The sequence below is a fragment of the Sulfitobacter sp. S190 genome (assembly GCF_025141935.1).
In the GTDB taxonomy this organism is placed as follows: domain Bacteria; phylum Pseudomonadota; class Alphaproteobacteria; order Rhodobacterales; family Rhodobacteraceae; genus Sulfitobacter.
On the sequence record NZ_CP081120.1, the window covers coordinates 273,690 to 299,227 of the forward strand.

Below are 25,538 nucleotides of genomic sequence, written 5' to 3' on the forward strand. Positions count from 1 at the left end.
TTTACATTACTTATGTATTTGGAAACAAGACACAACAGGGGACACAGATGGCTACTTTGGACGAACAGGTCATGAAATCCCGCGCGCAGGTTTCTGACGCGCAGGAAAAGATTGCACAGCTGACCAGCCGTATCGAAACCGCGCGGGCCAAGCTCAAGGCAGGCGAAGATGCAGAAGTGGATATCGAGAACGCCTCGCTTGAGGATGTGCACGCCCATACGGAGGTGATGAATGCCAACATCGCCGAGTTGATCATGGGACTGGATGATGTGACGGCCGGGTTCTCCAAGGATTTCGACGAAATGCGCACCAAGACCGGCTGGGAAAGTGTGATCGGCATTTTTTCGAGCGCCAAGTCGGACAGCATGCGTCAGGAGCGTATCCGCACCGCGTCGATTGACGACAAGCTGCAGGATCTCATTGCGAAATCCGATACCATCGTGACCCTGCTGGAGGGTCAGCTGGCGATGCTGGAAGAGCAAAAGGTCAAGGTGGAGACGAACCTGTCCGAGACGCTGGACGAGCGGGAAGCGACCGTCGGCACGCTCGAGACCCTGCGCAACGACATCGCGGCGATGGACCCCGAGATCATCAAGTTGGAAAACGCTATCGCGTCGGAGACGGATGCGGCCAAGCGCACGGCGCTGGAGACACAGCTGGCCGATGCCAACAGCCGATATAATGCGATGGTGCAGGACGAGCAGGTGCAGCTGGCCAAGAGCCAGACGCTGGAGCGGTATATCGACAAGGGCAAAACCTGGGTCGACAGCCTGCAGAATCAGGCGGCGACGCAGATGGTGCTGATCAACAAGCTGCAGACGGACACCAAGCAGCGCGTGGTGCTTTATGACGCGCTGACCAAATCGCTCAAGACTGCGCAGCAGCAGGATGTGGCGCACCGGATCAACGAAATCGGTGTGAAAACGGATCAGGAGGCGCAATCGGCGATGGCGGGGATCGGGGCGGCCACCAACAACCGGATGGCCGAGATGATGGAAGCCCACGAGGATCACATGGTTTTCGCCCGTGACGTGCTGGAGCAGAAGGCAAAGGCCGACGAACGCTTTGCCCGCCGCTTTGCCAAGATCATCGAAAAGCACGACAGCAATGCCTACGGCGGGTAAGCGGCGGTTCCGGGTGCGCCCATGACGGATCCGGCTGCAGATCATGTCGGGCTGACCGATACGTTTGCGTCGCGCCGGTACTTCGCCAAGTTCGACGCCATCATGCAGCATATGTTGCGTGTGGCGGGGGTGATGGAGGCGGAGGGCCAGCTTGACCGGGCGGAGGTGGAGATTCTCGCGCGCTATGCGCAGGCGCTGATCTTTACCTTTCGGGCGCTGAGCTGGAAGTACCTGTTGGTTGGCCGCGAGACGGGCCGGTTTTTCGGATCGCTGTCTATCGACAATCGCGACAGCGGATTTCCCATCGCGGCCGAGTTGATGACCATGGCCAATGACGCGCAGCAGGCCGATACGCATCTGGCGGGGATGCCGTATGTCGACACTTTGAAGGACCAGATGGTCCAGACGATCCTGTCAAAGCGCGAAATCCCGACCAAGCTGCAATTCAGCCTGTCGCAGCGTCTGTACTACGAGGAATTGCAGCGCGGTGAATTGTTCTGGGTGCGCAATGATGCGCTGGTCGACTGGTTGGGCGAGGCACCGGGCGGCAGGCGGCGGTACCGCGTGCATTGGGCCAGCTATGACAGTCAGGTGAACCTGCCGGTAATATATATGATGGAGCTGGAGGATTCGGGCTATGTGCCCTTGCCCCGCGACAGCCGCAGGTGGCCCGAAGTGCAGGCCCATCTGGGTGCGCAGGCGTTGGGTGGGTTGAAGCTGTTGACGATTGCCCGCGGGTTCGACGAGGATTTTGACGATCTGCACCCCAAGCGGCTGCGGCGTTTTCATCTGGGTCCGATGTACAGCCACGCCTTTACCCGGCAGAACGGGCCGATGCGCGAGGTGCTGGCCAATGCGCGGGCGCCGGCGGGTGAGGATTGGGCGATGGTGTGGACCGAGGAGGAGCTTGTCTCGGACCGCGTGGAGCAGCAGAAGGCGGGGTGGTTTTCGACCGTGGAGCGCGAGATTTTTGCGGTTGATCCGATGACGGAAGCCATGCCCGACATGGGGGCCACCCGCACGCAACGCAGCATCATCCTGCCGCAGCGGCCCTATCAGGTGCTCGAGGAAAAGAACCCGCCGGGGTTGGCGGGCGTGAAGAAGTTTGTGGTGAGCCGCAAGGGGCGGGTGTTGCAATACTGATCCACGGCGCGCCCGGTGCTGCGTCGGGAGATGAGTTTAGGGGCAAGATGAAGGCCCCCGGGGGCGGGCGTGAGCGCCCCGGTAAAGGTGTAAGGGAGTGTGTCGATGAGCCAGATAAGTGACCAGATGGAACTGCGCGAAGAAGATATCGCGCAGCATATCGCGATGGCGCAGTCCCTGATCGAGGGGTTCGACCATGCGCCGCGTATCGGCAAGGCGGATACGGCACCAGTGGCGGAGCGGTCGAGCGGGATCGGGACGCGCCGCCGTTTCCGCTCCACCACGCCGGGTTTGGTGACGCAGCGCCGTACCCCTGCGGGTGTGGTGCAGATCATGGCCCGCGTCGAGGGGGCCGATGACGCCGATGCGTTGATGTCGCCGTTGCAGGCCACGGTGTTGCACGCGGTGCGCCGTGCGATTGCCGTTGCGCTGGCGGTGGCGGAAAATTTCGCCGAGGCCTCCGGTCTGGGGGATCTGAAGCGCGCCAATCTGGAGGGAAGTCTGCCTGCCCCGCGCAAATCGGAATTTTCGGAATTGTTGGCGGCGGAAGCTCTGGTGACTTTGCATGTTTTCGGCAATGCGACCGCTTTTCTGGTGTCGCCGCATCTGACCGAAGCGACCGTGGAGGTGGGCGAGTTCGAGGAGTTGCTAACCGATAACGGGCAGGTCGCGTTGCACGGGGCGTTGTGGGAGCTGGACCGTGATATTGCGGCCCATGCGCCCGATGACACGCGGTTGATGGCGACGGTGAGTGCCTTTGCCGAAAGTCTGATGGAGAAGGTCGCGCTGCGTGCCGCGTCCGCCCCCCGGTTGCAGGCGTTCGAGGCGGCGGTGTGGCATGTGGCGGCGGATGATTTCACGGTGCGGGGGTTCACGCCCGCATCGAAGGCGAAGTCAACCACGCTGACCATGAGTTTCAAGAAACCCAATGAAGTCGTGGGCAACCACATCGCCAAATATCAGGCGATGAAGCTGGCCAAGATGCTGATGGCCTATGATTTTGACCGGCGGCTGAACCCGTTTGCGGAACTGGGCGGTTTCATCTTTACCTTTATGGGCGACGGGGCACCGGGCACAGGCAAGACCACGTTGATCCAGATGATGGCGGGGTTGATCAATGAATATTGTCAGGTAGCGGGCTATGCGTTTCGCTACCAGAACCTTTCGACCGACAACATTGACAGTTATCAGGGCAAGTCGGGGCAGAATGCCAAGGCGTTCATCAACAACATCATCGATCCCGGGGTCATCGGCTTTGGCACGATTGACGACATCGACCAGTTGGCGGGCAAGCGGGGCGACCGGCAATCCAGCGCAGGCCAGCTGGAGATTACCGCGGTGTTGATGGAGAGTTTTGCCGGGGCCAACACGGTGGTGCGCGGGAACTGTACGTTCGGGATGTTTTCGAATTACCCGGAGAATGTCGATGATGCGCTGCGCCAGCGTGCGGGCGCGCGGTTTCTTGTGGACGGGCCGCAGACGCGCGATGACTATATCGATATCCTGAGCCTGTTGATGGGCAAGAACCACGAGATCCCGCTTGGCGATCACACGCTGTTCGCCGCGCAGGAAATCAAGGCTGCCGTTGCCGCGTCGTTCGACAGCCACGCCCGGCCCCATGAAGCGGGACTGCAGGAGGTGTTTGATAGGGTGTCGGGCGAGGTGGGCGCGCTTGATACAATTGCCAAGCTGGGCACCTATCTCAATGCGATCCAGCAGGCCGATCCGCGCTTTACCGGGCGGGCGATCAAGAACATCACCGATGCGGTCAAGGTGCGCGCGATGGACTTCGAATTGCCCGATGCGTGGATGGAAAACCCTGAGCTTTTCCTGTTCAAGCCATATGACACCAAGAAGGCGATGATCGAGGAGATGCGCCAGCCGATCACCGTCGAGATGGTGATCCAGGAGATCAACCGCTATGCGGACAGCGAATTCCGCTATGCCGATAAATCCGACGAGGTTGCGATCGAGAATGCGGTGCGCGACATGGAGCGGATGGAAGCGGCGAAGAAACGGTTTCTCGGGGGTGACGCATGAAGGTGTCGGCGGGCAGGGCAAGTCTGATCGGCGCGGTTCTGGCGGTTGCGGGCTGCGCGCAGGGGGCGATGGAGACGCGTTTTGCGGAAGTCGACGGGTTCCGTGTGCGGGTGGAGCAGATTGCCGAGATGCCCACGACGTACCGCGCGTCGGGCGCCACAGCGCGCGATCGCGCGACCCTTGGCGGGGCGTATTACGCGCGCAATATCATCGCGATCCGGCGGGTTGCGGGCTGTCCTGTGCGCCCCGACCGGATCACCCACGACGCGGATGGTCCCACTTCGGTGGCGGTGGTGACATGCTGAGAGACGGGACGCCGGACGCAAGGGGAGGCGCGGTATGGAGAGGCTGATCCGCAGGGGCTTGATGTTCGGCAACCTGTTCCATGTCGACAGCCCGGTGCTGGTCGAGCGGTACAACCGCGCGCTTGCGCATCTGATCGGCAAACGGACACAGCTGGCGGATTTCCATATCGACATTTCGGGATATTCGCCCGAGATCGGGGATGAGCTCGACGATCATCTGTATCTGAACCATCGGGGCGTGAACCGGCAGTTCATCCTGCTGAGCATGGATCAGCGCACGGCGCCGCTGCTCAATACCAAGTTTTCGACCTCGCGCGATATTCTGCAGCAATTCATGGCCCGCAACGAAGCGGCGCTGTTTGCGTTGATGGGGCGGGATGCGGTGGCGGGAGAGCTGGTCAATTCGGTCTATGATGTCTCCACGCCCGAGCGGTTGTTCGACATTCGCCGCATCACGGTCGAGGCGGATACCACGGCGGGCACGGTCAAGGACGCGCAGCAGCTCAGCGGGATGGTCGATACGTTCCGCAATACGCCGGACGGGTGGTTCGATGACGTGCTGATCGCGCGGATGATCGATCTGGCGGGCAAGACCGGCGACGTGGTGCGCAACCCCGTGCGGCTCGAGCAGATGAGCTTTGACCAGCGCAATTTCTGGACCGCGCATTTCGACGGTCTGTATATTTTTCAGGATGTGCTGCATCCGGCGGTGATTGCACCGTCGGGGAAGGATGGGCTGGGGGATATTCCCATGCAGTTTGTCTTTGACGCAAACCAGCGCAACCGGATCGCGGAGTTCTTGCAGCTGAACGGTCTGGTGGAGAATATCGTGGGTGCCTACGGTGTTCAGGCGGCGGACATCCTGCGACAGAAAATGAATTTCGTGCTGGTTGATGCGATTGCTGCACTGGGCGTGGATTTTTCGCGGATGCAGCCCTCCGATTTGCGGCGCATGGCCCGCCAGCATCACGATGCGCTGCCGCAGGAGTTTCACCAGCTGTCGGCTCTGGTCAACTGGGCGGAGAACGGCAGCAGCTTTCCACGCATCGACAGCAGTGATCCGGTGTATTTCTATGCTCTGCGCGCGGCCGATACGCCTGACGCCGATCTCGTGAACATGTTGCTGGCCGAACTGGCCCCGCTGGACGTGCGACAGCTGTTCATTTTTCACAAGGATCTGTTTTATCGCCGCTATGCGCAGTGGCCTGACGCCAAGAAGGCCTTTGTTGCCGATTTTCTGCACGCTGAGTATCAAGGGAACAAGGCGGGTGTGCGTGCGGCGCTGTTCGGGCATGCCGCGCGGCCAGAAGTCCGGTCATTGCCGCGGGTGGCCAAACGCCCGCCGCCGTTGCCGGACGGGGCGGGGCGCAGAGGGCCTTGGGGCTAGGGGAGGACCGGTATGTTTGCACTTTTTCGGTTGATGGTGATGGGGTTCATCGTCTTGACGGTGATATACGTCTGCCTGTCGCTGTATTCGCGCAGCGTGCGCAAGGGCAAGTTGCGCGCCGAGTGGCACGAGGGGCCGCGGACGCAGAGCCTGGATGAATTTCTCGACGAGGGGTTGGCGGAATATGACAGCTCATTGCGTCGCAAGTTGATCCTGTCGGTCTATGTTATTCCTGTGATCCTTGTGTCGGTCATCATTTATCTTACGAACTTCAGTTAGGAGCCGCGCCCATGTTGGCCATTCTTCGTTGGACCTTTTGGATCACCATCTGGACGCTGGTCGCGGCGTTTTTCCATTATACGCTGCCGCAGGTCGACATCGTGCGGATCACCGATACCTACGAAAAGCGGCAGGATTTCGGGGAAAATTCGATTTTCTGGGCGCAGGCGGATACAGGGTCTGACGCGACAGCCATCAACCGCGACGTGTTTTTCATCCAGTCGCGCCGCGTCAAGGGCGACGTGATGGTGTACCGCAACGAAGATACCGGCTGGGGCTGGCCGCCCTATTTCAAGTTCGACACGTCGAACCTGCAGGCCGAAGCGGCGGACCTGAAATCAACCACCGGCAACCCGCAGTATGTCGCGCTCAAGCACTATGGCTGGCGCAACGAATTCCTGACGATTTTCCCCAACGCGATTTCGGTGCGTCCCGTGGACGGGCCGGACGCGCCCAAGGGGATACCGTGGTTGAACATCATCATTCTGGTGGTGTTTTTCGCGATCGTCTATGGCATCTGGGTGCGGTGGCGGCGCTTCCGCACGGCGCGGATCGACCCCACGCTGGAGGCGATCGAGGATGACATGGCCGAGCGTTCGGGTGCGGTGAAAAACTGGTTCGGCACCTGGCGCAAGAAAACCTGAGCCTGCGTGCCGTCAGCCTGCGGGCTGTACCATCCGGCCCATCCGGCGTCCGCCCAGAATATGCACATGCAGGTGCGGCACGTCCTGAACGCCGTGCGCGCCGGCGTTGCTGATCAGCCGAAATCCGTCGTTGCCGTCGATGCTGACACCTTCCATGCGGCAGACCTCGGCGATGGCGCGGGTGTAGTCGATGATTTCGGCATCGCTGGCCTCGGCGGCAAAGTGGTCATAGCTGACGTAGGCGCCTTTGGGGATTACCAGAACGTGGGTTGGCGCCTGCGGTTCGATATCGCGGAAAGCCAGCGTGTGTTCGGTTTCGAGCACGGTTGAATTGGGGATGTCGCCGCGCAGGATCTTGGCGAAAATATTCTGGTCATCGTAGGCGTAGCCCATGGGCGCTCCTTAGTCGGAAAAGAGATAGTCGGTCTTGGCGATTTCTTGGGCCTTGTCGGTGCTGATGCTGAGAAACTTTGACAGGACGTCCGCGTTTTCGTCGGGATCCGCCAACTCGCGCATGCGCCCGTGGTTTTCGAATTGGGCGTCGCGGATGGCGTCGCTTTCAAAGACCATGTCGTTGCGGATGGTCGGCAAAAGCCGTTGCAGCGTTTCCTGTGTCGTGTGTTCGCCCGCAAGGCCCACGCGCATGGCGTGCCCGATCAGATAGTCATCGGTAAAGTTGCACTCGATTTCGAGAATGCGGGTCACCGACCGGTCGGAGGCGAAATCGTTCAGCAGGTCCAGATTGCTGGGATCCATACAGACGATCAGGCGGTCGGTTTCGAAATAGTCGAACAGCATCCGCATCAGCGCGCGCCGGTGGCGGGTGCGTTTGCCAAGCGTTTTCTGGATGCCGCCCAAGGCGGGCAGGGGCGTGTCCTCTTCGTTGAAGAGATATTCGATGGCGGGCACGTTGGTGGTTTGCCGGATGCGTTCGAGCACCCGTTTGGCCACGTGCCATTTCTTGCACACCACGATCAGCAGTTCGCGTTCGCGCCCCAGCGTGGATTCTGTCTCCCAGAACCGTGTCGAGAACCGCCGCCCGATCCGCCCGCGTCCGGTGAGAAATTTGAACAGGCTGCGCCCTTCGTTGCTGATCTGGAAATTCACGCCTTGCGCGGCGTAGAGCAAGCCGAGCCTGCGCTTGAGGTCATTTGCCTCCGGGCTGATCTTGCGGGCGAAGAGATAGTCCTGACTGAGCAGCAGATCGTAGTGGTCGTTGTAGAAGGTCACCGGCATGCCGTAGTCGGTGAACATCAGGAACGTCAGCGTGCGCGAGCGGATCTGTTCGGCGGGGACCACGTGGCGCACGAGCGTCTGGAAAAAGGTTTCGTCCGGTATCCAGGTGGTGCGGAAAAAGCGCATCACGTCGCGCCGCTGGGCGCAGAAGTCGAGCACCCATTCGATGGTCTGGCGGCGCAGGCACCACCATTGGCTGCCGATCTGGACCTGAATGTCGGCGGGTATTTCGCGCGTCAGCCCCATTTTCTTTTGCAGATTGAACATGCCGTAGAACCGGTTCTTCTGCGTGCGTTCGTTGAACCAGTGCCGGTAGATGAGCCGCTCTTCCTTCCAGCCGGTCTTGATCCAGTCGCTTTCGAAATAGTCGAAGCTTTCGATAAAATCGGCGTCATTGTCATCGAGGAAGCGGTGGGTGTATTCGGCGGATTTGATCGCCATGCAATCACCCGACAGCATGTAGAAATGGGTGGCCCGCGGAAAGGCATCGACGGCCGATTGCACGGCGTAGAGCGTCGCTTCGACCAGGGACCATTCGCCCCAGCCGCATTTGATGCGTTTATGCGCGAAGGTCACATTGCGGTTCTTGTCGAGCGCGGCGCGGATCTGTTTGTAATGGTCGGGGTTTGCAGACGCATCGAAGTGGATCGACATATAGTCGCCCACAGCCGTCAACCGCTCCGCCTGCTTGATGATGGCGTCAGGGTCTTTGTGGCACAGAAGTATGTAGGCGATTTTTGCCATATCGCGAACTGTTCACCCTCAAACGCATTATTGTTGTCATAGATAATGATGAAGACCGATTGAATAAACAGCATTTATTTGCTTTTCTGTAACAAAAGAGGTCAAGACCTGTTCCAAGGGTCGACCGATCAGGAGTTGAGCAGCATGGGTTTTCCAGGAACTTGGATGACTGAAAGCGAAAGCGTGGTGTACCGCGTGGTGCCCAAGTGCGCCTGCTCGACCATTGGTCAGATCATGTACTACTCTGATCACGCTGAGTTTTTCGACGGGGATATCCACGACGCCAAGGGCGGGATGCATAAGTGGGCGCTGGACCAGAGCCAGGACCCGATCACCCGCAATGTGCAGGCCCACAGCTCCTATGCGTTTACCTGCGTGCGCAATCCCTATACGCGCATCCTGTCGAGTTTCTTTGACAAGATCTGCGGCATCCAGCGAAACGGCAAGCGTTACCGTGGCAATTTGGTGCCACTGTTGATCCAGAAGTACGGGATCGAGGTCGGCGGCGAGGATGGCAAGCAGGAGTTTGACCAGATCCAGAGCTTTCGCCGGTTCTTGCTGTTTGCCCGCGACACCATCCGCTGGCGTCGCCCGATGGACCCGGACATCCACTGGTCCGCGATGTCGGGCCATGTCAGCACCTTCATCGTCAACGGCGGCAACTACGACAAGATCATCTGGACGGAGAGTTTCAACGACGGGATGCGCGATGTGCTGGACGCCATTGAGACACCCCATCCTGTGGATCTGGCCGAAATTCCGCGGTTCAACGAATCCGAAGGCCACGGCCCCAAACGGGCCCATCCGGTCGAGGATTACTTTGACGATCTGTCGATGCATCTGGTCTATGAAATCTACAAACGCGATTTCAATCTGTTCAAATACGATTTTGAAAATCCGGCCAACAAGATGCCGATTGGCGAAATTGATCTGGATGAGGTTCACGCCAAGCTGGGCGATTGAGGCCCTCTGGATATAGACAAGCGGATTGCGCTGCGCTCTAACGGCCGGACATAGCCGGAGACAGACAATGGATTACGTATTCCCCGCCCCGCCACAGGCAAGCATCGGTGTCGTCGGGGAGGCCGCCCGCTTTCCGGTGCGGCGCATCTTCTGCGTGGGCCGCAACTACGCCGAACACGCGCGCGAGATGGGCAATGACCCCGACCGCGATCCGCCGTTTTTCTTTACCAAACCCTGTGATGCCGCGCTGGAGACGCCCTGCACGGTGCCGTATCCGCCGCTGACCGACAATCTGCATTTCGAGATCGAGCTGGTCGTGGCCATCGGGCGTGGCGGGACGGATATCGATCCCGACCGGGTCATGGATTATGTGTGGGGGGCATCCGTGGGGGTGGACCTGACGCGGCGCGATCTGCAGGCGGAAGCCAAGAAGATGGGCCGCCCGTGGGATTGGGCCAAGGCCTTCGATGCCTCGGCGCCGATTGCGCCCATCGTGCCGATCGACGCTGTGCCGAGCCTGAGCGAGGGCCGTATCTGGCTCGCGGTGAACGGTGAGGTGCGGCAGGACGCCGACATTGGCGATATGATCTGGTCGGTGCGCGAGCATATTGCCACGCTGAGCCAGTCGGTCCGGTTGAGCCAGGGCGATCTGGTGATGACAGGCACGCCCGCCGGTGTCGGCGCTGTCATGCCCGGTGACGTGATTACCGGCGGGGTCGATGGCATCGCGGAGCTGGAAGTGACCATCGGCCCGCGCTGAGCCGTGCCGATCAGCCGCGGGGGGCAGGCCCCCAGCGGTTGGCGCTGTCTTCCGATTTCTGCACAAAGAAGAACAACAGTACGAAAAACCCGATCAGCGGTACCAGTGCGATCAGCACCCACCAGCCGGTTCGCCCGATGTCATGCAGGCGCCGCACCCCTACCGCGAGCGATGGCAGCAGCATCACCAGAGAACTCAGGCTGCCGATGGGCTGGCTGTCGAACATACCGAGCGATCCATCGAGGATCGCGGCCCCGACGCTGATGATGATGGACCAGACGCACCACCACCAGAACTGCGGGCGCGATGACCGCGTGCGGAAGTCGACGAACCGGGCGAACCCGTCCTTGAGCGCGCCGGTGAACGAGTTTGCATCGGCGCGGGCGGGGTCCTCGGGGATGTCGTCGGGCAGATAGGGCGCGCGTGCGGGCGGCGTGTTGGCGCTGCGCAGCCGGCCCAGCGGCAACCAGTCGTCCATGCCTTCCTGCCAGACCAACGTATTTTCACGGACCACGCCCGCGTCGATCAATTCATCGAACTGCACCTGGCTGACCGGCCCTTTGGAGGTGCCCTCGAAGGCATAGTACCATTCGGTGGGTTCTGTCATGAAATGTCTTTCCTAAAAATGCCGTGCTGAAAGCGCCAGATTAGGGCGCAGGGCCGCCGATGCAAGTCTGATTCAACCGGCGGTTCCCCGTACGGTCTGCGCGGCGCGGGCCTGTGCCTCATTCGCAAGCTCTGGCAGGCCCACGCGGGAGTAGACATCGGCCAGCATCAGGTTCAGCGGCACGCCGTCGGGATCGAACGTGCGGCGCATCTCGAGCACCTGTTGTGCGGCTGAGCAGCGGCCTGCGTGGATCAGCGCATCGAGGTGGATCTGCTCAAACAGATCGCGCTGCGCGTGGCTGCCGCCGCATTCCGCCATGCGCGGCAGCACCGGCCCCAGATGCGCAATGCATGCGTTCCAGTCGCCCAGTGCGTGCGCCCGCAGCCCGCGCGCCGCGGGCAATGCCACATCGGCCCACGCGGCGTGGTCAAAGGCGGTTTGATCGCCGGCGCGCGTTGCGATAGCCTGCAGCAGCCCGTCGGCCTCTTTGCGGCCGGTCCGCCCCAGTGCATAGAGGTATTGCAGGGTCAGGAACGGATTGACCAGATCGTCGCCGCGCCGCGCCACTTGTTCTGCCACGTCCTTCCAGCGGTCGCCCACATCGACGCCCGCAAAGTCCATCCGCGCCAGCAGGGACGCCGCGCCCACCTGATCCTGGCTGTAGTCCTTGGCCAGCCCCCAGACGTGCGTGTCATAGGCCAGCCGCACATCGTCGTGCCGCCCCAGGCTGAGGTAGAAGAGCGCCAGATGCCACCAGTTGTGGCTGCGCATGAAGCTGTTGAGCGGGGCCCAGCTGTCGGCCACGCTTTCGAGAAATGCCGCCCCTTCCGTGATGCGCCCTTCGGTCAGCATCACATGCGCGATGGCGTGATGGGCCCATGCTTCGTCGGGTTGGAGCGCCATGGCACGGCGCGCGGCGGTTTCGGCCTTGTCCAGCAGGTGGCACTGTTCATAGCCGAATGCGATCATGCCGTGCGTATAGGCGATGTCCTGGGCGTGCGGAATTGCCTTGAGCGCCATGCGCAGCATCCCTGCCGCATCGCCGATGTTGAAAAGGTGATACTGGGCGAGTTTCAGGATCGCCATATCGCGCGGCCAGTCATCGGTGATGCGGTCGCAGATTTCGATGACCTGCGGCACATCGCCCGCCACCCAAGCCGCGACCGCGTCGATCACGGCGGCTTCGCGGTCGCTGACGGTGGCGCGTCCGGCCATGGCGCGTTCGATGTAGGGGGCTGCCTTGCGCGGGGCGACGGGCGCTTCGAGGAACATCCACAACATCGCGGCATAGGCGTTGGCGAGCGGGCAGTCGGGCGCGGCATCTGCTGCGCCGATGATACCGGTCGCTTTGGGGTGATAGCTGAGAAAGCCGTGAATAAAAGCGTCGATGGCGTGCAGGGCAGGCGCGTCTGCATGGCTGACCGGCAGGCCGTAAAGATCGGTGGTCATGGGGCGTCTCCCTCGAGAATATCGGCAAAGTGGCGCAGACGTGTGCGGGCTGCATCGGGCGCGTTCCGCCGTTTTGGCCGGTCCGTGGTGAGCCGCGGCACACGGGGTGACCGGCTGGCGCAGTCGCTCGGCAGGTCCGGCAGCGGCGACGGGCCGCGGCCGTCGCGTTCGGAGGCAAGGGGGATTTTGTCGGTACTAGGGCTCGGCATTCATGTCGCTCCAGCAGGCCAGCAGATCGCCCGGTGCGGGCCGCGCCAGATACACCGCCCGTGCGATCGCCCGCGCAAGGCACAGCGATGCGGCATGGCCAATCAGTGCCGGATCTGCGGTGTCGCGGGATGCCGTGCTCAGCGCGAAGACAAGATCGCCATCATGGGGGGTGTGTGCGGGCACGCAAGCGCGTGCGATGCCATCGTGGGCGGCGACGGCCATGCGGTGACACTGCGCCTTGTCGAGCGCCGCGTCCGTCGCGACAATGGCGATGGTGGTATTGCCCTGCGCAGACATGGCGGCGTGTTTACGGCTGGCGTGGAGCGCGCCGAGACCGCTTGCGGGGTCGGGGCCAAGCCCGCCGAATTCCGCGCCGATCTCGAAAGGCGCCGCAAAGAAATGACGGTCGCCGGGGGTGGTCACCGCGCCCAGAGGGTTGGCCGCAACCAGTGCCGCCACCAATGACCCGTCCGGAAGGCGCAGAGACGCGGAGCCCAGACCGCCCTTGAGCATCGCGGTAAGCGCGCCGGTGCCCGCGCCGACACTGCCCTGTGCCACGTCACCGTCGGTCGCGGCATCGAAGGCCTGTCGGCCAAGCGCGCGGTAGGGGTTGTCGTGCCACGTCTTGTCGCCACCGTTGAGCAGATCGAAGAGGATGGCGCCGGGCACCAGCGGCACACGGGCGGGCCCCACAGCAAATCCGCGCCCGGCGGCGCGCAACCCGTCGACCACACCGGAACAGGCATCCAGCCCGAAGGCCGATCCACCCGACAGCACCAGCGCATCGACTGCACCGACCGATTTATCTGGGGCGAGCAGATCGGTTTCGCGGGTTCCCGGTGCGCCGCCCATCACGTGGCACGATGCCACAAACGGATGGTCGGCGGTCACGACCGTCGCGCCGGATTTCAGGGTCTGATCCTGTGCGCTGCCGACTTTCAGGCCGGCAATGTCGGTCAGGCAGTTGCGGGGGCCGGGTGTCATACGGACAGACCTTTCAATTCAGGCAGACGCGGGGCCGCATCGATCAGGGTGCGGGTGTAGGGATGGGCCGGTTCGGTGAATACGCTTTCGGTGTCGCCCTGTTCCACGATCCGGCCCTTCTGCATCACCAATACCCTGTCGGTGATCGTACGCACAACGCTCAGGTCATGGGAGATGAACAGGTAGCTGAGGTCATAGGCGGCGCATAGATCGGCCAGCAGATCGAGAATGCGCGCCCGGACAGAGACATCCAGCGCGCTGACCGCTTCGTCGAAGATGATGATACGGGGCCGGATGATGAGGGCCCGCGCGATGGCGATCCTTTGCCGTTGTCCGCCGGAGAATTCGTGGATGTAGCGGCCTGCGTCCTGCGGGGACAGCCCCACGTCGCGCAGAGCGCGGTCGATGGCACGGGCGCGCGCCGCGCCCTGGGGCGGTGTGTCCATCAGGTGAAACGGTTCGGTGATCAGACGGGCGACACGGTGGCGCGGATTGAAGCTGCCGAAGGGGTCCTGAAACACCACCTGCATCTGGCTTCGCTGCGCCCGATTGCCTGTCTGGAGGGGCGTACCGTCGAGCGTTATCGTGCCTTCCTGAAGTGGCTCCAGCCCCAGAAGCGCCCGTGTCAGGGTCGATTTCCCGCAACCGCTTTCGCCGACAAGGCCCAGCCTTTCGCCCTGTGCCAAGGTAAAGCTGACGTTGTCGACGGCCCGAAAGCGCCCCGGTGCGCCGAAAAGCGTGCTGCGCGGTGTGCGGTAGTCGCGGCACGCTCCGCGCACGTCGAGCACGGGCTTGGTGCCAATGCGGGGGGGCAGTTCGACGGCGTGGCCCGATGCCGCAAAAAGTTGCCGGGTATAGGGGTGGGCCATTTCGCGCAGCACATCCGTGGTCTTGCCCTGCTCGACGATGGTACCCGCGCGCATGACGATGATCCGGTCGGCCATGCCCGCGACCACTGCGAGATCGTGGGTAATCATCAGCAGGCCCATGCCGTCTTCGCGGGCAAGGCGCGTCAGCAGGTCGAGGATTTGCGCCTGTGTCGTGACGTCGAGCGCGGTGGTGGGTTCATCCGCAATCAAGAGCGCCGGGCGCCGCGCGATGGCCATTGCGATCACCACCCGCTGGCGCTGGCCGCCCGACAATTCGTGCGGATACCGGTCGCGGGGGAATTGATCGGCGGGCAGGCCCACGCGGTCGAGCGTGTCGCTGGCCCGCTCCAGTGCCGCGCTGCGCGAAATGCGCTCGTGCACGCGGAGGGTTTCGGCCACCTGATCGCCGATGGTGCGCACCGGGTTGAGCGCGGTCATCGGCTCCTGAAATACCATGCCGACCGTATTGCCGCGCAGGTCGCACAGGGCGCTTTCGGGAAGCTCCGTCAAAATATGTTTGTCCAGAACGATGCGCCCGTCGACAAAGGCGCCTTTCGGCAACAGCTGCATCACGGCAAGGGCGGTCATGGATTTGCCGGACCCGCTTTCGCCGGTGATTGCCACGATTTCACCCGGGGCCATGTCAAAGCTGAGGTTGTGCAGGATGCCGAAGCTCTGGATCGACAGGCTGAGGTTCTCGACAGACAGCAGCGTCATGTGCGCACCACCCGCAACCGGGGATCCAACGCATCGCGCAGCCCGTCGCCAAGCAGGTTGAGCCCCAGAACCATCGCAATGATCGCGAAGCCGGGCATCAGCGCCAGATGTGGTGCCACGCTGACCAGTGTCTGGGCGTCCGCCAGCATGCGCCCCCAGCTGGGCAGAGGAGGTTGGGCACCCAGACCGACATAGCTCAGCCCTGCTTCGGCGAGGATACCGAGGCTGAACTGGATGGTGCCCTGAACGATCAGCAGGTTGGTGACATTGGGCAGGATATGTTCGAGCGATATGCGCGTGGATGATTTTCCCGCGACGCGGGCGGCCATGATGAATTCCCTTTCCCACAGGCTCAGCGCGGCCCCGCGGGTAATGCGGGCGAAGACGGGAATGTTGAAGATGCCGATGGCGATGATCGCGTTGACCGCGCCTGCCCCGAACACGGCGGTGATCAGGATTGCGATAACGAGGCTGGGAAACGCGAATATCAGGTCGTTGCCACGCATGATGACCTCGTCCAGCACGCTGCCCCGCCCGGCTGCGGCCCACAGTCCCAGCGGCACGCCGAGCCCCATGCCGATGCCCACCGCGACAAGCGCCACGGCGATCGAGGTCCGCGCCCCCACCATCAGCATGCTCAGGATATCGCGCCCGAAATGATCGGTGCCCAACAGGTGGTCGCCACCGGGGGGCTGCAGCTTGTTGGGGATATCGAGTGCGGTATGATCAAACGGTGTCCAGACGAAGGACACGAGCGCGGCCAGCACAAAGACAAAGGTGAGCGCCCCACCGATGAAGAGCGTGCGGCTCATGCCCGCGCCCTCAGGCGGGGGTCGACCGCCGCATAGGCCAGATCGACCATAAAGTTTACGAAAATCACGGCGAACACCAGCAGCATCACCACCGATTCTACCACGATCAGATCGCGCGCCGAAATCGACTGGAAAATCAGGCGACCCAGACCGGGGAGGTAGAAAACCTGCTCTATGATGATCCCGCCTGCCAGCAGAAACGAAAACTGCAGGCCGATGATGGTCAGGACAGGGATCAGGGCATTGCGCAAACCGTGCCGCCACAGGGTCTGGCGGGCGGACAATCCCTTTGCCCGCGCGGTGCGCATGAAATCCTCGCCCAGCACATCGAGGAGCGCCGACCGCATCACCCGTGTCAGGATGGCCGCCTGCGGCAAGGCGAGCGCGATGGCGGGCAGGGTCAGCGAATAAAGCCCCGCCGCGATGCCGTCGTCCCACCCCGCAAAGCCGCCTGCCGCGAACCACCGCAGCTTGATCGCAAAGAGCAACACAAGGATCATGGCAAACCAGAAGTTCGGAACGGCGACACCCAGTTGCGTGGCCCCCATCACGGCCATGTCGCCGGGCCGCCCGCGTCGGGCCGCCGCGTAAACGCCGGCCGGAAATGCAATCGCCGTCGACAGTGCCAAGGCAAAAAGCGCCAGCGGCAAGGACACCCACAATCGCTGTGCGATCATCTGCGAAACGGGGGTGCGGTAGGTGTAGGATGTGCCGAAATCACCGACCAGCATGCCACTCACCCATGAAAGATACCGCGCCAGCTTGCCCTGATCGAGGCCCAGTTCGGCGCGCAAGGCCGCCAGCGTTTCAGGTTGCGCATTCAGCCCCAGCATGAAGGACGCCGGATCACCCGGGGCAACTTCGATCACCACAAAGATCACCACAGAGGCGATGGCCAGGCTGATCCCCAAAGACAGCAGTCGTTTCAGCGTATACCGCAGCATAGGCAGGACGTTAGGCCGCGCGGCAGGAGGCGTCCAGCGAAAGCACAAACAGGGGCTGCTGGCGGTCGCGAAAAAAGTTGGGAACCAATCGGGGGATGGTGACGTTCCATTTACAACGACCACGCCGGGATCCAACCCCCTCGACCCGGCGCTGTTCATTTCTTACGTAACGAGTGAAGCGGGTGCTTTCCCTGGCACCCGCTTTTTCTTTGCCCGACGCTTGGCGGGGCGCGGGGCAACCCTATCTCTGCGCCATGGCCACGCCGCTCTTCATCGGACACGAGATTTTTCGCGGCTCCAGTTACGGCCGCTGGCATCCGCTGCGCGTGCCCAGAGTCTCGACGGTCATGGATCTGTCGCGGGCGCTGGGATGGTTGCCGCGCTCGCAGTTCATCACGTCGCCAAGGGCCAAGCCAAAGGCGCTTCAGGTCTGGCACGATCCGGCCTATATCGCGGCGCTGCAGCGTGTCGAGGCGACCCAGCATGCCACCCCCGATGATCTGGCGCGGCACGATATCGGAAGCGTCACCAATCCGGTATTCGGCGAGATTTTCCGTCGCCCCGCAACCGCGGCAGGCGGCTCCATCCTCGCAGGCGAGCTGCTGGCAAACGGCGGAACCATCTACAACCCTGCGGGCGGTACGCACCACGGGCTGCCTGACCGGGCCAACGGGTTTTGCTATCTCAACGACCCGGTGTTGGCGATGCTGTCGTTGCGCCATCACGGCGTGCGGCGGATTGCCTATATCGATATCGACGCGCACCATTGCGACGGGGTGGCACAGGGCTTTGCCGGCGATGACGCATGCCTGATGATTTCACTGCACGAGGAACGACTGTGGCCGCGCACCGGTCAGATTGACGATGACGCGGGCGGCAATGCGATCAATTTGCCAGTGCCACGTGGCTTCAACGACAGCGAGATGGCCTATGTCGTGGACCGCCTCATCTTGCCGTTCGTTGACAGCTATCGCCCTGATGCGGTGGTGTTCCTGTGCGGTGCCGATGGGGTCGAGGAAGACCCGCTCGCCCATCTGGGTCTCAGCAACAATGCACATTGGGCACTGTTGCGGGCGCTGATGGCGCTGGGGGTGCCGCGCCTCCTCGTGCTGGGCGGCGGCGGGTACAACCCTTGGACGGTCGGGCGGTTGTGGACCGGCGTCTGGGGGATCCTCAACAACCATCCCATCCCGGAAAGGCTCCCCGAACAGGCCGAAACCGTTCTGCGGGGTCTGCGGTTCGACAACAACAGACGCGGACGCAACCCGCCACAGCGTTGGTTCACGACCCTACAGGACGCTCCCCGACCCGGCGCTATCCGCGCCGAAATACGATCACGGGTGACATATCTGCGCCGGCGCCTTTCTCATTTGGCATGAAATACTCCGGGGGAATCGTGCCGTCAGGCAGGATGGGGGCTGGCCCCCAACCCGCGCGCCGCTCTCACTGCGCCCAGCGTACGGCCGTAAGGTCATTGGCTTGGGTCGGCTGGTTTTCCCAAAGCCCTTCGAGATCGGCGTTCGCCACGGACAAGGCCGCGAGCTGGAACAGATACCCGTTCACGTGATCGGCCGCGATCATGCGCTGGGCATCTTTGAGCAGTGCAGAACGGGCATCGGGATCGGTGGTGCTGTTCAGATCGGCCATCAGCGACTGGAACGCGGCATTGTCATATTGGAAATAATACTCCGGGTTCGCATAGATGCCGATGTCCATCGGTTCGGTATGGCTGACGATGCTGAGGCCGAAATTCTTGCCGCGGAACACGGTCTCCAGCCACTGGGCCCATTCCACATTGGTGATTTTGGCGTCTATCCCGACCTGCGCCAGTTGTGCCGCGACGATTTCACCGCCGCGCCGGGCATAGGAGGGGGGGGGCAGGTGCAGTGTCGTTTCGAACCCGTCGGCAAAGCCCGCTTCGGCCAAAAGGGCCCGTGCCCGGTCAGGGTCATAGGCGCTGTCGGCTGTCAGATCGACATAGGCCGGATTATGGGGCGCGAAATGGGTGCCGATGGGCGTGCCGTAGCCGAACATGGCACCGTCGATTATCGCCTGTCGGTCGATGGCATGGGCCACCGCGGCGCGGACCTGTGGATTGTCAAACGGGGGCTGCTGGTTGTTGATCGACAGGATGGTCTCGCCCTCGGTCGATCCGACAAGCACCTGAAAGCGCGGGTCGGCTTCGAACTGCGGCAGGTTCTCGGGCGCGGGAAAACCGGAAAAAGCGTCGATATCCTCCGCCATCATCGCAGCGAAGGCGGCGGTGGGGTCCGAGATGAATTTGAAGGTCGCGGCAGACAGCACCGCCGGCGTGCCCCAATAGGTGTCGTTGCGCACCAGTTCGACCTTGTCGCCCTGTGTCCAGCTGTCGAACTTGAACGCCCCCGTGCCGATGGGGGTCTGTTTGATGGTGTCGATGCTTTCAGGGGCCACGATGACCGCATCGCCCCATGCCAGGTTGAACAGCATGTTGCCGTTGGCTTCGCTCAGCGTAATTTCGACCGTCATCGGGTCCACAACGGTGACTTTCGAGATCGCGGCATAGAGTGCCTTTTGCGCATTGGCGCTGTCTTCGGCCCCGATCCGGTCGAGGGTGAATTTGACATCCTCGGCGTCCATCGTGCTGCCGTCGTGGAACGTCACGCCGTCCTGAAGCGTGAAGGTATAGGTCAGCCCGTCGTCCGAAATTTCCCAGGATTTGGCGAGCCCCGGAACCACCGCGCCATTCCGGTCAAAGCGTGTCAGCCCCTCGAAAACATTGGCATACAGGACGCTGTCGATCGCACCTGCGGCAGCGCTGGTCGGGTCCAAATGCGGTGGTTCAAGCTGGATGGCGATGGTGATGTCGTCCTTGGACCAAGCGGCCCCGGCAGTCAGCGCCACAGTGGTGGTGGTGAGGATCAGATTGCGGATCATGGCGGGTTTTTCCGTTGTTGTTTCTGGCGATCTGCCTTGCAGCTTTCCCTACTACGTTGCGTTTAGCAAGGATTCGGGCAGTGGCAGACGGGGGGGTGGCCTGCTATAGCGGGGCAAATATTTACCAAGCGAAAGGTCGCGATCATGAGCGCCACCGCCCCCAAGAAAGCCCCTCTGCCGGACGATATCCGGGCCCGAAAAGGTGGCGTTCCCCTGGTCAGTCTGACTGCCTACACCACGCCCATGGCGCAGATGATGGACCCGCATTGCGACTTTGTGCTGGTGGGTGACAGCGTAGGAATGGTGCTGCACGGTCTGCCATCGACGCTGGGTGTGACGATGGAAATGATGATCCTGCACGGCCAGGCCGTCGCGCGGGGGCTGAGCGGTGCGATGATGGTCATCGACATGCCCTTCGGCAGTTATGAGCGCAGCCGCGAGCAGGCTTTTGACAATGCCGCCCGCCTGATGGCCGAAACCGGCGCGGGTGCCGTCAAGCTCGAGGGGGGCGTGGCCATGGCCGAAACAATAGCGTTTCTGGTGGCCCGCGGCATTCCCGTTATGGCGCATGTGGGTCTGACACCTCAGTCGATCAACACGCTGGGCGGCTACAAGGTCCAAGGGCGCGGTGCTGCCGGGGATGCGATGATGGCCGATGCAAAGGCCGTTGCTGCGGCCGGGGCTTTTGCGGTGGTGCTGGAAAAAGTGCCGCAAACGCTGGCCGATGCCGTGACTGCCGCCGTCGATATTCCCACGATCGGGATCGGCGCGTCGGCGGGATGCGACGGCCAGATCCTTGTCGTGGACGATATGCTGGGTCTGTTCACGGCGTTCAAAGCAAAATTCGTCAAGCGCTACGCAGAGCTGGGCGCGACAGGTGCCGATGCGATTGCGGCCTATGCCGAGGATGTGCGCGCACGGCGCTTTCCCGGCCCCGAGCATGTCTTTGCCGATACGGCACCGGAACCGCGCAAATGAGCGCGCCGATCGTTCGGACGCGCGCGGAGCTGCGGGCAATGACCGCCGGTTGGCGACGCGCCGGAGAGACGATCGGGGTGGTTCCCACGATGGGCGCGTTGCACGATGGCCATCTGAGCCTTGTGGCGCGGGCGAAATCCACGGCGGACCGTGTTATCGTCACCATTTTCGTCAACCCCAAGCAGTTCAACAATCCCGAAGACCTGAAGAACTATCCCCGCACCGAGCATGAGGATGCGCGCAAACTCGAGCGTTTCGGGGTCGATGCCATCTACGTGCCGGACGGCGCACAGATGTACCCGGAGGGCTTTGCCACCAACGTCAGCGTGACCCGCATGACCGATATTCTGTGCGGTGCGCATCGGGCCGGGCATTTTGACGGTGTTGCGACCGTCGTCGCCAAGTTGTTTCTGCAGACCTCTGCCGATTTTGCATTCTTCGGCGAAAAGGATTTTCAGCAGTTGCAGGTCGTGCGGCGGATGGCCCGTGATCTGGACATTCCGGTGGAGGTGATCGGCTGCCCGACCATCCGCGAGATTGACGGTCTGGCCATGTCATCGCGCAATCTTTTGCTGTCGGACCGCGCACGCGCGCGTGCCGCAACGTTGTACGAGGTAATGGAGGATATGGGCGACGCGCTGAGCGCCGGGGCCTTGGTGGCAGATCTGCTTTCTGATGCCCGCAGGCGGCTGGACGCGGCGGGGTTTGGCGAGATCGACTATCTCGAGCTGCGCCGCAATGACACGCTCGACCTGCTGGAGCGTGCCGAGGTGCCCGCCCGCCTGTTCGCCGCCGTGTGGATGGCGGGTGTGCGGTTGATCGACAACATCGACGTGACGCCCGCCTGAGCATTGCGCTGTCGCGGGCCTGACGTTACACCGCGCGTTTTGCGAGGGAGCGGAGCATGGCGGTACTGGGTGTAGATTTCGGAACGTCCAATTCTGCGGCCGCTGTGATGCGCGACGGCATCCCCTTCATCATCCCGCTGGAGCCCGCGGCGCAGACCTTGCCAACGGCGGTGTTTTTCGACTTTGACGCGCGGCGGATGAGTGTCGGATCGCCCGCAGGGGCGGCGCTTTTGGCAGGGGACGAGGGCCGCTACATGCGCGCGCTCAAGAGCCTTCTGGGCACTGCATTGATGCGCGAGACGCGGAACCTGCTGGGCGAACGGATCGATTTCATCGAGATCACCGCGCGGTTCCTGCGCGAGATCAAGCGCCGTGCCGAAGCGGCCACAGGCGAGCCCTACGACAAGGTTCTGTCGGGCCGACCGGTGCGGTTTCATTCGGCGGATTCCACGCGCAATGCGCAGGCCGAGATTGACCTGCGCGATTGCTATCTGGCGGCAGGCTTTGACGATGTCCGGTTCATGCCCGAGCCCGAAGCGGCGGCGCTGGCCAACCGGGGTGTGCTGGCCCCGGGCGATCTGGGGCTGGTGGTGGACATCGGGGGTGGTACGTCGGATTTTACCCTGTTCCGGAACGGTGACGCGGGGATCGATATTCTGGCCAGCAACGGGGTGCGCATCGGCGGGACCGACTTTGACCGCACGCTGAGCATTAATCATGTGATGACCCATTTGGGGCGCGGCAGTCAGATCAAACACGCCTTTGGCAGCGACACGCACACGGCTCCGGCGACGATCTTCAACGATCTGGCAACCTGGCAGAAAATTCCCTTTCTCTATGCCCCCGAGGCGCGGCGGCTGGCCAAGGATCTGGCGCAATACGCGGCCGAACCTGTCAAGCTGGGGCGGCTGGTGTCGGTGCTGGCCGACGAGTTGGGCCACGATATCGCGTTTGCGGTGGAAGCGGGCAAGATTGCCGCCAATGGCGCCGGTGCCGGTGTGATCGACCTTGCGGAAGTGGAACGCGGGCTGGCCGCCCCGGTGACGGACGCCGATCTGGACCGGAGCCTGAGACCGCTGGCGGAGGAGGTGTCGCAGGCGGCTGTCGATACCGTGGCCGCGGCGGGCCTGCCGGTGGACGCGGTGACACATCTGATTTTCGTGGGCGGGTCGAGCCTGATGCAGGTGATCGAGCGCGCGCTCAGGGCGCGGTTCGCGACGGCCCGTTTGCACCGCGGCGCGGCGCTGACCGCCATCATCGATGGTCTGGCGCTGAATGCGGAAGCGGCGTTCGCCTAACGGCCCAGCAATAGTGTCTCGAGCGTGGCGCCCATGACGCAGGCGCTGTCGAGCATATCATCCACGCCGATCCATTCATCCGGTTTGTGTGCCAGCTCCAGAACGCCCGGACCATAGGCGATACAGTTCTTCAGTTTGCCGATGCGGTCGATGTGTTTCTGGTCATAGGTACCGGGCGAGGCCACGTATTGCGGTGCCGTGCCGATCACGTCTTCGATCGCGGCAGCGACGGTGGTGACAATCGGGGCCTGCCTGTCGGTCATGGAGGGCAGCACGGCGTTGAGCTCTGTCAGTTCATAGTCGAAATCGGGCCGTGTGTCGCGCAGACCTTCGAGCAGGTTGGTCACTTCGTCGCGGACCTGTTCGATCGGTTCTTCGGCCAGAAACCGGCGGTCGATCACGATGCGGCAGCTGTCGGGGACACAGTGCGCGGGCAGGCCGGTGAAATCGTCGTCCTGTTCTTTCTGGCCGCCGTGGATCGAATTGATGTTCATGGTGGATTGCCGCGCCCCTTCGGGTACGACGGGCATGTCGGTTGTGCGCTGCGCCATGGCAGGGAAAAGCTTGTCCTCGAATTCGGACAGGACGGCCCCCATATGGCGCACGGCGCAGTCGCCCAGAAAAGGCATCGAGCCGTGGGCGATTTCGCCTTTGGTTTCGATTTCGGCCCACCAGCCGCCGCGATGGCCAAGGCAGATGCGGTCCTTGTTCAGCGGTTCGGGAATGATCACGTGTTGCACGCGGGCGGGGTCGAAATATCCGCGCTCCGCGAGATAGGCGACGCCGCCGTAGCCGCCGCTTTCTTCGTCCGCGGTGCCCGAGATTTCGATGCTGCCGGAGAAGTCGGGGTGGGTTTCGATGAACGCTTCGGCGGCGATGATCGATGCTGCCAATCCGCCTTTCATGTCGCAGGCGCCACGCCCGTAGATGCGCCCGTCGTGCAGCGTGGCGGCAAAGGGGTCAAAGCTCCAGCCCGCGCCGACTTCGACGACGTCGGTATGGCTGTTGAAATGCACACAGTCGCCCGGATGTGCACCGGTGCGCCGCGCGATGATGTTCCAGCGGGGGTATGTGTCGCTGTCGCCCGGCGTGCCGTGAGCGCGGATCAGTTCGGTGTCGAATCCATGCGCCGAAAGGCGGGTATCGAGGTATTCGCAGATGGCGCGATAATCCTGACCCGGCGGATTGAGCGTCGGGATGCGGATCAGATCTTGCGTCAGGGCGATCAGCGCGTCTCGCCGGGTGCGGATGGTGCGCGAAAGGGCGGTATCCATGAGCGGTGTCCTCTAGCCAATGGGCCGTGCGTTCGTATCATTGCGCATCCCTGACCCGGCGCAAGTGTGAAATCCGCTGCACATACGCTGGCCGCTGGGTTTTGTGCGAAAGCGGGCTATGTCGCACGGGAAGTCAGAAAAGAGCATTGCCATGTCACCGTTGATCACACCGCACCACTACAAGAAAACCGCCGAGCAGGAGGAAGAGGACAAGACAGTCTCCGATGCAACGGCGCTTTCGCCCAAGCTGATTTACGAAGTCATTCGCCGCGAAGGCGAGGAGGAGTTGAGCCGCTCCAAACGGTCGTTGTTCTGGTCGGGTATCGCGGCCGGTATCCTGATCAGCCTGTCGGTGCTGGGCGAGGCGATTTTCCGAACCTACCTGCCGGAAACGCCATCGCGGTATCTGATCGAGAACCTTGGCTATTCATTGGGCTTTCTCGCCGTGATCATGGGGCGGATGCAGCTCTTTACCGAAAACACCATCACCACGGTCCTGCCCATCATGCAGGAACGAACGCTCAATGCCGTTGGTTGCATGCTGCGGCTGTGGGGGATCGTACTGTTCGCCAATGTTGTCGGCGCGTTCGCGATCGCGGCGCTTTATGTCTTTACGCCCGCGCTGCCGCCCGAACTGATGCCCGCGATCTTTGAATTGTCCGAGCACGCCACTGGCATGCCGCCGCTCGAAGGGTTCAGCCGTGCGATCCCCGCGGGCATCATCGTGGCGCTAATCGTGTGGATGCTGCCGCAGGCAGCGGAGGCGGCGTTTTTCCTGATCCTGACGTTCACGTGGCTGATTGCCGCGGGTGATTTCACCCACATCGTTGCAGGGTCCGTCGAGATGGCGATCCTGATCCTGAGCGGGCAATTGGGGGCATATGACGCGCTATTCGGCTTCTTCATTCCCGTACTGACAGGCAACATCATTGGCGGTACGCTTATCTTCACGCTGGTGGCTTGGGGACAGGTACGCGATGACATCGAAGAATCGAAATAGCGCAATG

At 62.4% G+C, this 25,538-nt stretch carries 25 protein-coding genes; 14 read left to right on the plus strand and 11 right to left on the minus strand.

Annotated features, from left to right (window positions below):
* Positions 1-47: 47 nt before the first annotated feature.
* The 7 genes from K3756_RS01345 (at position 48) to K3756_RS01375 (ending at position 6,922) form a co-directional block, all read left to right on the plus strand.
* Entirely contained in the window at positions 48-1,124 is a 1,077-nt protein-coding gene (locus tag K3756_RS01345; RefSeq protein ID WP_259990164.1) for a hypothetical protein, read from the plus strand.
* 21 nt (positions 1,125-1,145) lie between these two features.
* A complete protein-coding gene (locus K3756_RS01350) occupies positions 1,146-2,267 on the plus strand; it encodes a hypothetical protein (RefSeq protein WP_259990167.1) in 1,122 nt (373 codons plus the stop codon).
* A gap of 105 nt (positions 2,268-2,372) precedes the next feature.
* Entirely contained in the window at positions 2,373-4,307 is a 1,935-nt protein-coding gene (locus tag K3756_RS01355) for an ATP-binding protein (RefSeq protein ID WP_259990169.1), read from the plus strand.
* The gene (locus K3756_RS01360; RefSeq protein ID WP_259990171.1) at positions 4,304-4,612 is read left to right on the plus strand and encodes a hypothetical protein; all 309 of its coding nucleotides are present in this window, start codon (positions 4,304-4,306) and stop codon (positions 4,610-4,612) included. Before K3756_RS01355 ends, K3756_RS01360 begins: the two co-directional genes overlap by 4 nt.
* A gap of 34 nt (positions 4,613-4,646) precedes the next feature.
* Positions 4,647-5,999, plus strand: a complete 1,353-nt coding sequence (locus tag K3756_RS01365) for a DUF6638 family protein (RefSeq protein ID WP_259990173.1) — start codon at positions 4,647-4,649, stop codon at positions 5,997-5,999.
* A 12-nt stretch (positions 6,000-6,011) separates the two neighbouring features.
* The gene (locus K3756_RS01370; protein WP_259990175.1) at positions 6,012-6,278 is read left to right on the plus strand and encodes a hypothetical protein; all 267 of its coding nucleotides are present in this window, start codon (positions 6,012-6,014) and stop codon (positions 6,276-6,278) included.
* A 14-nt stretch (positions 6,279-6,292) separates the two neighbouring features.
* Positions 6,293-6,922 carry a DUF1523 family protein gene (locus K3756_RS01375; protein WP_259993464.1) on the plus strand — a complete coding sequence of 210 codons (630 nt, stop codon included), beginning with the start codon at positions 6,293-6,295 and terminating at the stop codon, positions 6,920-6,922.
* A 12-nt stretch (positions 6,923-6,934) separates the two neighbouring features.
* On the opposite strand, the gene K3756_RS01380 is transcribed toward K3756_RS01375, so the two are convergent.
* Complete coding sequence (locus K3756_RS01380) at positions 6,935-7,315, minus strand: HIT domain-containing protein (RefSeq protein WP_259990177.1); 381 nt, start codon at positions 7,313-7,315, stop codon at positions 6,935-6,937.
* 9 nt (positions 7,316-7,324) lie between these two features.
* A complete protein-coding gene (locus tag K3756_RS01385) occupies positions 7,325-8,902 on the minus strand; it encodes a beta-1,6-N-acetylglucosaminyltransferase (protein ID WP_259990179.1) in 1,578 nt (525 codons plus the stop codon).
* Positions 8,903-9,046: 144 nt separating this feature from the next.
* On the opposite strand from K3756_RS01385, the gene K3756_RS01390 reads away from it, so the two are divergent.
* Positions 9,047-9,865, plus strand: coding sequence for a sulfotransferase family protein (locus K3756_RS01390; RefSeq protein ID WP_259990181.1), 819 nt, complete (start codon positions 9,047-9,049; stop codon positions 9,863-9,865).
* A gap of 67 nt (positions 9,866-9,932) precedes the next feature.
* The gene (locus K3756_RS01395; RefSeq protein ID WP_259990183.1) at positions 9,933-10,625 is read left to right on the plus strand and encodes a fumarylacetoacetate hydrolase family protein; all 693 of its coding nucleotides are present in this window, start codon (positions 9,933-9,935) and stop codon (positions 10,623-10,625) included.
* 10 nt (positions 10,626-10,635) lie between these two features.
* On the opposite strand, the gene K3756_RS01400 is transcribed toward K3756_RS01395, so the two are convergent.
* From K3756_RS01400 to K3756_RS01430, 7 genes are all read right to left on the minus strand, one after another.
* On the minus strand, positions 10,636-11,232 hold the full coding sequence (locus K3756_RS01400) for a DUF805 domain-containing protein (protein ID WP_259990185.1): 597 nt from the start codon (positions 11,230-11,232) through the stop codon (positions 10,636-10,638).
* Positions 11,233-11,304: 72 nt separating this feature from the next.
* On the minus strand, positions 11,305-12,681 hold the full coding sequence (locus K3756_RS01405; RefSeq protein ID WP_259990187.1) for a tetratricopeptide repeat protein: 1,377 nt from the start codon (positions 12,679-12,681) through the stop codon (positions 11,305-11,307).
* Positions 12,678-12,890 (minus strand): hypothetical protein, encoded by a 213-nt coding sequence (locus K3756_RS01410; RefSeq protein ID WP_259990189.1) that lies wholly within the window; start codon positions 12,888-12,890, stop codon positions 12,678-12,680. The genes K3756_RS01405 and K3756_RS01410 overlap by 4 nt, the downstream gene beginning before the upstream one ends.
* Positions 12,877-13,875 carry a P1 family peptidase gene (locus K3756_RS01415; protein ID WP_259990191.1) on the minus strand — a complete coding sequence of 333 codons (999 nt, stop codon included), beginning with the start codon at positions 13,873-13,875 and terminating at the stop codon, positions 12,877-12,879. The genes K3756_RS01410 and K3756_RS01415 overlap by 14 nt, the downstream gene beginning before the upstream one ends.
* Positions 13,872-15,461, minus strand: a complete 1,590-nt coding sequence (locus tag K3756_RS01420) for an ABC transporter ATP-binding protein (protein WP_259990193.1) — start codon at positions 15,459-15,461, stop codon at positions 13,872-13,874. The genes K3756_RS01415 and K3756_RS01420 overlap by 4 nt, the downstream gene beginning before the upstream one ends.
* On the minus strand, positions 15,458-16,273 hold the full coding sequence (locus tag K3756_RS01425; protein ID WP_259990194.1) for an ABC transporter permease: 816 nt from the start codon (positions 16,271-16,273) through the stop codon (positions 15,458-15,460). Before K3756_RS01425 ends, K3756_RS01420 begins: the two co-directional genes overlap by 4 nt.
* Complete coding sequence (locus K3756_RS01430) at positions 16,270-17,217, minus strand: ABC transporter permease (protein WP_259990196.1); 948 nt, start codon at positions 17,215-17,217, stop codon at positions 16,270-16,272. The genes K3756_RS01425 and K3756_RS01430 overlap by 4 nt, the downstream gene beginning before the upstream one ends.
* Before the next feature lie 254 nt (positions 17,218-17,471).
* Here K3756_RS01430 and K3756_RS01435 point away from each other — a divergent pair, with 254 nt between their 5' ends.
* The gene (locus K3756_RS01435; protein ID WP_259990198.1) at positions 17,472-18,596 is read left to right on the plus strand and encodes an acetoin utilization protein AcuC; all 1,125 of its coding nucleotides are present in this window, start codon (positions 17,472-17,474) and stop codon (positions 18,594-18,596) included.
* Positions 18,597-18,660: 64 nt separating this feature from the next.
* On the opposite strand, the gene K3756_RS01440 is transcribed toward K3756_RS01435, so the two are convergent.
* On the minus strand, positions 18,661-20,133 hold the full coding sequence (locus K3756_RS01440; RefSeq protein WP_259990200.1) for an ABC transporter substrate-binding protein: 1,473 nt from the start codon (positions 20,131-20,133) through the stop codon (positions 18,661-18,663).
* 144 nt (positions 20,134-20,277) lie between these two features.
* Here K3756_RS01440 and panB point away from each other — a divergent pair, with 144 nt between their 5' ends.
* Genes panB through K3756_RS01455 form a run of 3 tightly spaced genes read left to right on the plus strand, consistent with a single transcriptional unit; the run spans position 20,278 to position 23,257 of the window.
* A complete protein-coding gene (panB, locus tag K3756_RS01445; RefSeq protein WP_259990202.1) occupies positions 20,278-21,111 on the plus strand; it encodes a 3-methyl-2-oxobutanoate hydroxymethyltransferase in 834 nt (277 codons plus the stop codon).
* A complete protein-coding gene (gene panC / locus K3756_RS01450) occupies positions 21,108-21,959 on the plus strand; it encodes a pantoate--beta-alanine ligase (RefSeq protein ID WP_259990204.1) in 852 nt (283 codons plus the stop codon). Before panB ends, panC begins: the two co-directional genes overlap by 4 nt.
* 56 nt (positions 21,960-22,015) lie before the next feature.
* On the plus strand, positions 22,016-23,257 hold the full coding sequence (locus tag K3756_RS01455; RefSeq protein WP_259990205.1) for an Hsp70 family protein: 1,242 nt from the start codon (positions 22,016-22,018) through the stop codon (positions 23,255-23,257).
* Here K3756_RS01455 and K3756_RS01460 read toward each other — a convergent pair.
* Positions 23,254-24,531: an acetylornithine deacetylase/succinyl-diaminopimelate desuccinylase family protein gene (locus tag K3756_RS01460; protein ID WP_259990207.1), complete on the minus strand. Its 1,278-nt coding sequence runs from the start codon at positions 24,529-24,531 to the stop codon at positions 23,254-23,256. The genes K3756_RS01455 and K3756_RS01460 overlap by 4 nt on opposite strands.
* Positions 24,532-24,682: 151 nt before the next feature.
* On the opposite strand from K3756_RS01460, the gene K3756_RS01465 reads away from it, so the two are divergent.
* On the plus strand, positions 24,683-25,531 hold the full coding sequence (locus K3756_RS01465) for a formate/nitrite transporter family protein (protein WP_259990209.1): 849 nt from the start codon (positions 24,683-24,685) through the stop codon (positions 25,529-25,531).
* Positions 25,532-25,538: the final 7 nt, after the last annotated feature.

What these genes read in the sequence shown, in the direction of transcription:
- K3756_RS01415 (WP_259990191.1), bottom strand. Translation starts at nt 13,875, where the DNA reads ATGACACCCGGCCCCCGCAACTGCCTGACCGACATTGCCGGCCTGAAA.
- K3756_RS01380 (WP_259990177.1), bottom strand. Translation starts at nt 7,315, where the DNA reads ATGGGCTACGCCTACGATGACCAGAATATTTTCGCCAAGATCCTGCGC.
- K3756_RS01355 (WP_259990169.1), top strand. Translation starts at nt 2,373, where the DNA reads ATGAGCCAGATAAGTGACCAGATGGAACTGCGCGAAGAAGATATCGCG.
- K3756_RS01410 (WP_259990189.1), bottom strand. Translation starts at nt 12,890, where the DNA reads ATGCCGAGCCCTAGTACCGACAAAATCCCCCTTGCCTCCGAACGCGAC.
- K3756_RS01370 (WP_259990175.1), top strand. Translation starts at nt 6,012, where the DNA reads ATGTTTGCACTTTTTCGGTTGATGGTGATGGGGTTCATCGTCTTGACG.
- K3756_RS01405 (WP_259990187.1), bottom strand. Translation starts at nt 12,681, where the DNA reads ATGACCACCGATCTTTACGGCCTGCCGGTCAGCCATGCAGACGCGCCT.
- K3756_RS01460 (WP_259990207.1), bottom strand. Translation starts at nt 24,531, where the DNA reads ATGGATACCGCCCTTTCGCGCACCATCCGCACCCGGCGAGACGCGCTG.
- K3756_RS01420 (WP_259990193.1), bottom strand. Translation starts at nt 15,461, where the DNA reads ATGACGCTGCTGTCTGTCGAGAACCTCAGCCTGTCGATCCAGAGCTTC.
- K3756_RS01345 (WP_259990164.1), top strand. Translation starts at nt 48, where the DNA reads ATGGCTACTTTGGACGAACAGGTCATGAAATCCCGCGCGCAGGTTTCT.
- K3756_RS01400 (WP_259990185.1), bottom strand. Translation starts at nt 11,232, where the DNA reads ATGACAGAACCCACCGAATGGTACTATGCCTTCGAGGGCACCTCCAAA.
- K3756_RS01430 (WP_259990196.1), bottom strand. Translation starts at nt 17,217, where the DNA reads ATGCTGCGGTATACGCTGAAACGACTGCTGTCTTTGGGGATCAGCCTG.
- K3756_RS01360 (WP_259990171.1), top strand. Translation starts at nt 4,304, where the DNA reads ATGAAGGTGTCGGCGGGCAGGGCAAGTCTGATCGGCGCGGTTCTGGCG.
- K3756_RS01385 (WP_259990179.1), bottom strand. Translation starts at nt 8,902, where the DNA reads ATGGCAAAAATCGCCTACATACTTCTGTGCCACAAAGACCCTGACGCC.
- K3756_RS01350 (WP_259990167.1), top strand. Translation starts at nt 1,146, where the DNA reads ATGACGGATCCGGCTGCAGATCATGTCGGGCTGACCGATACGTTTGCG.
- K3756_RS01465 (WP_259990209.1), top strand. Translation starts at nt 24,683, where the DNA reads ATGTCACCGTTGATCACACCGCACCACTACAAGAAAACCGCCGAGCAG.
- K3756_RS01425 (WP_259990194.1), bottom strand. Translation starts at nt 16,273, where the DNA reads ATGAGCCGCACGCTCTTCATCGGTGGGGCGCTCACCTTTGTCTTTGTG.
- K3756_RS01440 (WP_259990200.1), bottom strand. Translation starts at nt 20,133, where the DNA reads ATGATCCGCAATCTGATCCTCACCACCACCACTGTGGCGCTGACTGCC.
- K3756_RS01455 (WP_259990205.1), top strand. Translation starts at nt 22,016, where the DNA reads ATGGCGGTACTGGGTGTAGATTTCGGAACGTCCAATTCTGCGGCCGCT.
- K3756_RS01365 (WP_259990173.1), top strand. Translation starts at nt 4,647, where the DNA reads ATGGAGAGGCTGATCCGCAGGGGCTTGATGTTCGGCAACCTGTTCCAT.
- K3756_RS01435 (WP_259990198.1), top strand. Translation starts at nt 17,472, where the DNA reads ATGGCCACGCCGCTCTTCATCGGACACGAGATTTTTCGCGGCTCCAGT.
- panC (WP_259990204.1), top strand. Translation starts at nt 21,108, where the DNA reads ATGAGCGCGCCGATCGTTCGGACGCGCGCGGAGCTGCGGGCAATGACC.
- K3756_RS01395 (WP_259990183.1), top strand. Translation starts at nt 9,933, where the DNA reads ATGGATTACGTATTCCCCGCCCCGCCACAGGCAAGCATCGGTGTCGTC.
- K3756_RS01390 (WP_259990181.1), top strand. Translation starts at nt 9,047, where the DNA reads ATGGGTTTTCCAGGAACTTGGATGACTGAAAGCGAAAGCGTGGTGTAC.
- panB (WP_259990202.1), top strand. Translation starts at nt 20,278, where the DNA reads ATGAGCGCCACCGCCCCCAAGAAAGCCCCTCTGCCGGACGATATCCGG.